The sequence below is a fragment of the Vibrio scophthalmi LMG 19158 genome (assembly GCF_000222585.1).
In the GTDB taxonomy this organism is placed as follows: Bacteria; Pseudomonadota; Gammaproteobacteria; order Enterobacterales; family Vibrionaceae; genus Vibrio; species Vibrio scophthalmi.
This window is the reverse complement of the sequence record NZ_AFWE01000140.1, coordinates 1-295: the sequence shown is the minus strand read 5'-3', so window position 1 is coordinate 295 and position 295 is coordinate 1. Positions and strand designations below refer to the sequence as shown.

2 tRNA genes are annotated in these 295 nt (G+C 44.7%); both read right to left on the bottom strand.

Features of this window, described 5'->3' with window-relative positions:
- Positions 1-82: 82 nt before the first annotated feature.
- Positions 83-158: transfer RNA gene (locus RH88_RS10595), tRNA-Ala, on the bottom strand.
- Between the two features lie 17 nt (positions 159-175).
- Positions 176-251: transfer RNA gene (locus tag RH88_RS10590), tRNA-Glu, on the bottom strand.
- Between the last annotated feature and the right edge of the window lie 44 nt (positions 252-295).

The following is a 295-nucleotide window of genomic DNA, read 5'->3' as shown; positions in this document are numbered from 1 at the left end:
TAGATTTATCTTTCTACTTAAAGGAAGAAAACCATTTTTAAAAACATTCAACTTTCTGTTTGAAAGTAAATGCACTTAAAAATGGTGGAGCTATGCGGGATCGAACCGCAGACCTCTTCGCTGCCAGCGAAGCGCTCTCCCAGCTGAGCTATAGCCCCATATCCTTATGAGGAGATGGTATCCCGTAGGGGAGTCGAACCCCTGTTACCGCCGTGAAAGGGCGGTGTCCTAGGCCTCTAGACGAACGGGACACTAGTTAAACACCTCAAAAGTGTTTCTATCTCTTAAACTTTAT